Here is a 7,196-nt window from a genome sequence, read left to right as displayed (position 1 = left end):
TCCCATTCCGAACAGAGAAGTTAAGCCCGCCTGCGCAGATGGTACTGCAATTTGTGGGAGAGTATGTCACCGCCTTCTTTTTAAAACCCTTCATCTATAGATGAGGGGTTTTTTGTTTTGGATTTTTGACACAAAGAAAGCAAGGTACGACGCTTAGGGTTACGGGTTCGAGGGAAACAGAGACGAAAATATTCTCTCACAGAAGGCACGGAAGAACAGAAAGGGGTTGTTACAGAATGACAAGATTGAGGGAGACTTTGACTATTCGGTGTGACTTTTGCGGAATATATATATGTTATTGAAATGTTTTACGCTCTGGATAGTGTCGGAAAGTCCACTGAAAGGAGGTACGACGAACAATGACTTGCAGTCAAAAGCTTACCGGAAGGGAACGCCAAAATGAACTTTTAGAAAAGTTTTAATTGTTGTTCACTAAATTTAAACTCAGCTATTAAATCAGAATATTGTTTGTTAGTTTCATTGAATTTTCTGAGTGTAAAACCATCACATAAAAATTTAAAATCTGCATCGTGATTTTTAAATAATTTAGAAGCTCTTTCTATTCTTACTTCATCCAACTCACGAGCTATGGTCATGTGTGATTTAGGACTTTTTATTTTAAAACCAAAATGATGATGGATGTTTCTGATTAAATTATTAAGATATTTTTCTGAACTATTATCAGGTTTAACATAATATGCATAAGAACCAAAGGAAGCAAAACCATTGAAACCAATATCATGATTAGGTTGATTATTACAAAAGGTTGAAATTCCATTAATCCAAAGAGATAATTGATTTGAATCTGCGTTAAAACCCATCACAGTGATATGAGCAAGAGATTTATCACTTCCAAATCTACCAATTTCTTTTATTAGAGATTGTTTCCATTCATTAACACAGCTTGAAATTTCCAGACTAGGCATTACGGCTAATAAATATTTCGGTTTTTCTTTATTCATAAACTAGAAAGAGTAAAGTTTAAGTATATAAAAATAATTAAATTATTTTAAATGGATACTGACAATCTTTTTGGATAATACATTGGTTGCATTTTGGATTAGTTGGGCGACAAATTTCTCTTCCTAAAAATGAAATTGACATTCCGATTTCATTCCAGATTTCCGGTGGAAGGATTTTCATAAGTTGTTTTTCAATTTTGATACCGTCTTTACTATCGTCGGTTAGACCAATTCTTGGAGCTACTCGTATGACATGTAAATCCGCAATTATTCCTTCCGATTTTTGATTTGTTTCACGTAAAATTACATTAGCTGATTTCCTTCCAATGCCTTTCAGAGCAATTAGATTTTGAAGATTTGTTGGGATATTTTTGTCTTCTTTGACTGTTTTAGCAATTTCAATGAGCCAATTTGCTTTTGTTCCATAGTTCCTCACTTTACTAATAAATGGAAATAAATATTCCGCATTTGAAGCGGCTAAAACTTCCATCGTAGGAAAGTTTTTAAATAACTCTGGTGCAATTTTGTTGATGTTGGCATCTGAATCTTGAGCAGAAAGCACAACCATAACTAGCAATTGATAAGCATTTTGGTAATCCAATGGATGTTTTTTTCCTTTGTATTGATTAATTAAAGGAGTTAATTTTTTTTTCCAATTAGGTGTTTCTTCAAATAAATTCATTTTTTACTCTTTGAAATCAATCGATAACGAATTCACACAATAACGAATTCCGGTTTCAGTTGGACCATCATCAAAAACGTGGCCTAAATGACTTCCGCAGCTGGCACAAAGAATTTCGGTACGAATCATTCCGTGTGATACATCTTTGATGTATTCAACTTTTCCAGGGATGGATTGATCGAAAGATGGCCAACCGCAATGAGCATCAAATTTAGCATCACTTTCAAATAAAATTTCGCCACAAGCAGCACAACCATACTTTCCTTTTTCGAAATGAAGATTGTATTGTCCGGTGTGTGGGAATTCAGTTCCTTTTTGACGGAGGATTTTGTATTTTTCTAAGCCTAATTGGGCTTTCCATTCTTCTTCGGTTTTTTGAATTTTGTAAGCCATTACTTTTCAGGTATAAATTTGACAGAAATTGAATTGGTGCAAAAACGTTTCCCGGTGGTTTCTTTCGGACCGTCATCAAAAACGTGACCAAGGTGACTACCACAGTTGGCACACATGACTTCTACACGTGACATTCCGAAACTATAATCATTTTCATAAATCACAGAACCTTTGATAGCTTGGTCAAACGAAGGCCAACCACAATCAGATTCGAATTTGGTTTGGGATTTGAATAACGGATTTTCGCAAGCGGCACAAACGTATTGTCCTTTTTCGAAATGATCCCAGTAGGCTCCGGTGAAAGCTCTTTCCGTACCTTTTTTACGTAATACTTCGTATTGTTCGGGTGTGAGTTCGGCTTTCCATTCGGCTTCGGTTTTGACAACTTTAGGTTTTGGATTTTTTTGCTCCTTTTTTTGTCCCTGACACGCGGTTAATGTGAAGAATGTCAGTAGTAAGATTAATTTTTTCATAGCATTAAATTTTAATTTTTAGCACTTATCCTAGCCCAGATAGTAGCGAAAACCCCGCAGGACTGAAAGCCAATTTTTCTTCGCTTTTTGGGGCGACCAAAGAAGCCATGAAAAAGCGTTAGAAAAATGGCTTGAAGGCCGAGGTGTTGCAGCGGACCAGCCTACCAGCAGGCAGGTAGCTGGATTAGCTTCTGATAAAATTACTGATTTCATTGATTACTTTTTCATTTCCTAATATTTTTCGATGTCCTAAATTATTGGTTATCATTAATTTGCTGTTTTTTAAATGGCTGTGAATGTTGTGGGCACATTTTACATTTACATCGTGATCGTCGTTGTCGTGGATGATGAAAACCGGCGTTTCAATATTTTTGGACACGACCGATGTAGAATAATTGTTCATTGGCTCGCCGAATTTCTTTTCAAAATGTTCTCGCATTCTGTCGCCAATTTGAGGTTTTAGACCTATATTCCGAATAAAATCGGAGATAATATCCTGAATTAAGTCGCCACTACCTATAATTACGGCTTTTTTGACATTCAGGTTTTGTTTGATGGCGTTGACGATGGCCATTCCGCCCAACGAGTGACCAACGGCAAATTCAAACGAACCGTATTGTTTTTCGAGGACGAGAATACTGGCGATAAATTCGGTCATAATCGACGAATTTCCTTTGCTTTTGCCGTGTGCCGGAGCATCGAAACTGATGATGGAAAAGCCATTTTCGATGAGTTCGTCGGCAATTTTGACTAATTGTGTTCCTCGACCTGACCAACCGTGAACGAGCAAAATCTTTTTTGAACTATTTCCGTATTGGTAGGTTTTGATGGTTTTATTTATTGAAGGAATCAAAATATCTTGTTGAATACTTTGTTTATCCATTTGAAATTCCCGTTTCGGAATCTTGTGTTTTATGGGTGTTGTAAAAAGTTTTGCAGCAAATTGTGTCGCTAATTTTGGTGAAATTGCTTGCAAAAATTTAGCGGTTAAGAGAATTGGCTTCGGAATCTGCAAGGATTGATTGTCAGATTTGGGTTTTTTTGACATTTCAATAAATTTTAACGAAAGATAAGATTTAATTTTATTTTTTATAAATTTAGAGTTCATAAAAATTACTTAAAATGCAAAATCAAACGCGAATCATTATTGAAAGTGTGAAGCCTCAGTTGGATGGAGGTTCTTTTTTTATAAAGCGAATTATCAACCAAACAGTTAACGTATCAGCTCACGTTTTTGCCGACGGTCACGATGTAGTGGAGTGCTGTGTGAAATTTAAACACGAAAAGGATAAAAAGTGGAGCGAAGTGCGAATGTCTCCTACTGAAAATGATGAATGGGAAGCCGAATTCGTAGTTGAAAAACAAGGTTTTTATTCTTATTTAATTGAAGGTTGGGTTGATTATGCATTGAATTGGCAACACGGAACCGAACGAAAAATCAATGATAATCAACACGTTAAATCGGAATTGTTAGAAGGAGCAGAGTACTGCCAAGCCATTTTGAAAGAAGTTACAAAAGAAGAAAAAGTATATTTGAATGCAGCCATCAAAGCATTTCAAGATGCAAAATTATATGATTCAGCGATTGCGATTGCGTTGTCGGATGAATTACATCAAATTTTTAAAAAATATCCGACTAGAACATTAGCGAATTCATCTGCGGAGTTGAAGGTTTATGTAGATCGTAAAAAAGCGTTGTTTAGCACATGGTATGAATTTTTTCCACGTTCGGCATCAGAAATTCCCGGTAAACACGGAACGTTTAAAGATTGCGAACGATTGTTGCCGCGAGTGGTGGAAATGGGTTTTGATACGTTGTATTTTCCGCCGATTCATCCGATTGGAGAAGTAAATCGCAAAGGAAAAAACAATGCCACTACGGCTGAAAAAGGCGATGTAGGTTCGCCCTGGGGAATTGGTTCGAAGTTTGGCGGACATAAATCGACGCATCCTGAATTGGGAACAATTGACGATTTTAAAGCGTTGATTAAAAAAGCCCAATCGATGGGAATTGAAATTGCGATGGATTACGCATTGCAAGCCGCTCCCGATCATCCTTATGTGAAGGATTTTCCGCAATGGTTCAAATGGCGACCGGACGGAACCGTGCAATATGCCGAAAATCCACCAAAAAAGTACCAAGATATTCAACCGATTTATTTTGAAAGTGGCGATTGGAAAAACTTGTGGAAGGAATTGTTAGATGTCGCTTTGTTTTGGATTGAAGAATGTGGAATTAAAGTCTATCGTGTTGATAATCCGCACACGAAACCCTTTTATTTCTGGGGATGGTTGATTGGCGAGATTAAGAAGAAACATCCGGATGTGTTGTTTTTGTCGGAAGCTTTTACGCGTCCGAAAATTATGAATGAATTGGCGAAACAAGGTTTTTCGCAATCGTATACCTATTTTACGTGGCGAAATACCAAAGCCGAGTTGATTGAATATGTAACCGAATTAACTCAAACTGAACAAAAGGAATTTTTCCGTCCGAATTTCTGGCCGAATACGCCTGATATTCTGCCTTTTGCGTTGCAAACCGGAAATGAATCGGTTTATTTACAGAAATATTTTTTAGCGGCTACATTGAGTTCAAGTGTTGGAATTTATGGTCCGGCTTATGAATTTTTGGTTCATCAACCAATGGCAAAAGGAAAAGAGGAATATTTGAATTCGGAGAAATACGAAGTATATCATTGGGATTGGGAAGCGAAAAACAAATTGACTACGTTGATTACTCGCATCAATCATATCAGAAAACAGCAAGAATCCTTGCAACAAACTAATAATATTGTTTTTTGTAAAACGGATAATGAACAATTGATTGCTTATTATAAATTTAATGATGCTAAAACCGATCATACATTGATGGTTTGTAGTTTGAATGCACAAAATCCATTGCAGGCTTTGGTTCGTTTACCTTTGGAAGAAATTGGAAATCAACCGGTTAAAGTAACCGATTTAATTACCGGAAACACTTATTATTGGGATAGAGAGTGGAATTTTGTTGAATTACATCCTGCTTTACCTTTTCATTTATTTAAAATTGAACGATAATGAATACAACCAACCAAGATACTTTTACCAGTACATTTGAATTTAAAACTACGTGGGAAACTTGTTTTGATGATGATGATTTTGTCAAGGTTTTTTCTTCGGATATTTTAGAAAATTATATCATTAATAAACGATGGTATGGCGGAAAAGCGAGTACGTTAAAGTACATCGAGGTGGTTGATCAGTTTAAGATAACATCCAAGAAAAACACCTATTATGGGGTGTTGTTGGAAGTGAATTTCAAGGAAGCATTTTACCAACATTATTTTATGCCGTTGGCTTTTATGGCCAAGGAAGAATTGGATACAAGTACCGTTATTGCTCCGGTGGTGATGGGAAAGCAAACCGGTTATTTAGTTGATGCTTTACATCAAGAAGATTTTCGTAAGTTGCTGTTTGATAATATTGTAAAATCAAAAGAAACGCCCGCATTGAAATTGGTTTTTCATAAAGGTTCATCCATCGAAAAAGAAGATTATCAATCGTCTCGTTTTATGGGATTAGAGCAAAGTAATACGTCAATTATTTACAACGATTCGTTTGTTTTGAAGATTTTTAGACGTATTTATGTCAGCACAAATCCCGATTATGAAATCAGTCGTTTTTTGACAGAACGCATGCATTTTGAAAATACACCTCGTTATACCGGAAGTATTAATTTGGCTTTGGCCGAAGGAAATATTACGCTCGGTTTGATGCAAGAATTGGTTTCAAATCAAGGCGATGCGTGGAAATTTATGCTCGAACAAATTGACGGTGTTTTTGATAATTTGAAACGCAAAAAAATCAAAATTGATAAATTACCCGATATTGCGATGTTTAAACGGTTGCGAATTAATGAAATTCCGCCAGAAATTATTGATTGGGCGGGGTTGAGTTTGTTTTTACGCATTCAAACGTTGGCTTTGCGTACAGCAGAAATGCATATTGCTTTGGGTAGTGATATTCACGAAACGGCTTTTACACCAACCACTTACAACGGCGATTATACCGTTTGGTTGAAAAACAGGATGTTGTATCAGTTTCAAAATCGATTGAATATTATCGAAAATAGTTTGCATAAATTAGACGGCTTGGCCTTAGAATTGGCTCACCAGTTTATGGAAAATAAAAAGTTAGTCCGAAAACATTTTGTCGATTTTGATTGGACGAAGATGAAATCGGAACGCATTCGCATTCACGGCGATTATCACTTGGGACAAGTGTTAGTGAATGGCGATGATTTTTATATTTTGGATTTTGAAGGCGAACCAGAAAGCACTATTCGCGACAGAAAAGTAAAACAACCACCGTTGAAAGATGTCGCAGGAATGTTCCGTTCGTTTCATTATGCCATTTATGCGACGATTTTTAACAACAAAGAAAAATATCCGTTTGAACAAGAAGAGTTGTTTAAAGCAGGAGAAATTCTATATAAATATTTTGTGGGTGTCTTTTTGGAAACCTACATCGAAAAAGCTCAATCCGGCAATTTAAACATTGGTTATAATCACGAAATCGACTTTTTATTGAAATATTGTTTGTTGGAAAAAGCGGTTTACGAGTTGGGTTACGAATTGAATTCGAGACCACGTTGGGCGGTGATTCCGTTGAGGGGGATTCAGAGTATTATGAATTATTAGATTAGGA

7 protein-coding genes and 1 rRNA gene are annotated in these 7,196 nt (G+C 36.2%); 3 read left to right on the top strand and 5 right to left on the bottom strand.

Translation table 11 applies throughout. The features are described from left to right. Window positions 1–78 (top strand): 5S ribosomal RNA (rrf, locus tag IEV15_RS12495); the annotation flags it as partial. A gap of 329 nt (window positions 79–407) precedes the next feature. On the opposite strand, the gene IEV15_RS12490 is transcribed toward rrf, so the two are convergent. The 5 genes from IEV15_RS12490 to IEV15_RS12470 form a co-directional block, all read right to left on the bottom strand. Beyond that, window positions 408–962, bottom strand: coding sequence for a 2'-5' RNA ligase family protein (locus IEV15_RS12490; protein WP_188362864.1), 555 nt, complete (start codon window positions 960–962; stop codon window positions 408–410). 37 nt (window positions 963–999) lie between these two features. After that, complete coding sequence (locus tag IEV15_RS12485; protein ID WP_188362863.1) at window positions 1,000–1,644, bottom strand: endonuclease III domain-containing protein; 645 nt, start codon at window positions 1,642–1,644, stop codon at window positions 1,000–1,002. Window positions 1,645–1,647: 3 nt separating this feature from the next. Next, window positions 1,648–2,037, bottom strand: a complete 390-nt coding sequence (gene msrB / locus IEV15_RS12480; RefSeq protein WP_188362862.1) for a peptide-methionine (R)-S-oxide reductase MsrB — start codon at window positions 2,035–2,037, stop codon at window positions 1,648–1,650. Next, the gene (gene msrB / locus IEV15_RS12475; RefSeq protein ID WP_188362861.1) at window positions 2,037–2,510 is read right to left on the bottom strand and encodes a peptide-methionine (R)-S-oxide reductase MsrB; all 474 of its coding nucleotides are present in this window, start codon (window positions 2,508–2,510) and stop codon (window positions 2,037–2,039) included. The genes msrB (IEV15_RS12480) and msrB (IEV15_RS12475) overlap by 1 nt, the downstream gene beginning before the upstream one ends. A 184-nt stretch (window positions 2,511–2,694) precedes the next feature. Beyond that, complete coding sequence (locus tag IEV15_RS12470) at window positions 2,695–3,558, bottom strand: alpha/beta fold hydrolase (RefSeq protein ID WP_188362860.1); 864 nt, start codon at window positions 3,556–3,558, stop codon at window positions 2,695–2,697. A 74-nt stretch (window positions 3,559–3,632) separates the two neighbouring features. Here IEV15_RS12470 and IEV15_RS12465 point away from each other — a divergent pair, with 74 nt between their 5' ends. Both IEV15_RS12465 and IEV15_RS12460 read left to right on the top strand, forming a co-directional pair. After that, window positions 3,633–5,567 (top strand): alpha-1,4-glucan--maltose-1-phosphate maltosyltransferase, encoded by a 1,935-nt coding sequence (locus tag IEV15_RS12465; protein ID WP_188362859.1) that lies wholly within the window; start codon window positions 3,633–3,635, stop codon window positions 5,565–5,567. Further along, a complete protein-coding gene (locus IEV15_RS12460; protein WP_188362858.1) occupies window positions 5,567–7,189 on the top strand; it encodes a maltokinase N-terminal cap-like domain-containing protein in 1,623 nt (540 codons plus the stop codon). Before IEV15_RS12465 ends, IEV15_RS12460 begins: the two co-directional genes overlap by 1 nt. Window positions 7,190–7,196: the final 7 nt, after the last annotated feature.

It is taken from the genome of Flavobacterium orientale (assembly GCF_014638005.1).
GTDB classification, from domain to species: domain Bacteria; phylum Bacteroidota; class Bacteroidia; order Flavobacteriales; family Flavobacteriaceae; genus Flavobacterium; species Flavobacterium orientale.
This window is presented reverse-complemented; position numbering and strand designations above follow the sequence as displayed.

Excerpts from the sequence above, each read along its gene's own strand:
- msrB (WP_188362861.1), bottom strand. The coding sequence starts at position 2,510 with ATGAAAAAATTAATCTTACTACTGACATTCTTCACATTAACCGCGTGT.
- IEV15_RS12470 (WP_188362860.1), bottom strand. The coding sequence starts at position 3,558 with ATGTCAAAAAAACCCAAATCTGACAATCAATCCTTGCAGATTCCGAAG.
- IEV15_RS12465 (WP_188362859.1), top strand. The coding sequence starts at position 3,633 with ATGCAAAATCAAACGCGAATCATTATTGAAAGTGTGAAGCCTCAGTTG.
- IEV15_RS12460 (WP_188362858.1), top strand. The coding sequence starts at position 5,567 with ATGAATACAACCAACCAAGATACTTTTACCAGTACATTTGAATTTAAA.
- IEV15_RS12485 (WP_188362863.1), bottom strand. The coding sequence starts at position 1,644 with ATGAATTTATTTGAAGAAACACCTAATTGGAAAAAAAAATTAACTCCT.
- IEV15_RS12490 (WP_188362864.1), bottom strand. The coding sequence starts at position 962 with ATGAATAAAGAAAAACCGAAATATTTATTAGCCGTAATGCCTAGTCTG.
- msrB (WP_188362862.1), bottom strand. The coding sequence starts at position 2,037 with ATGGCTTACAAAATTCAAAAAACCGAAGAAGAATGGAAAGCCCAATTA.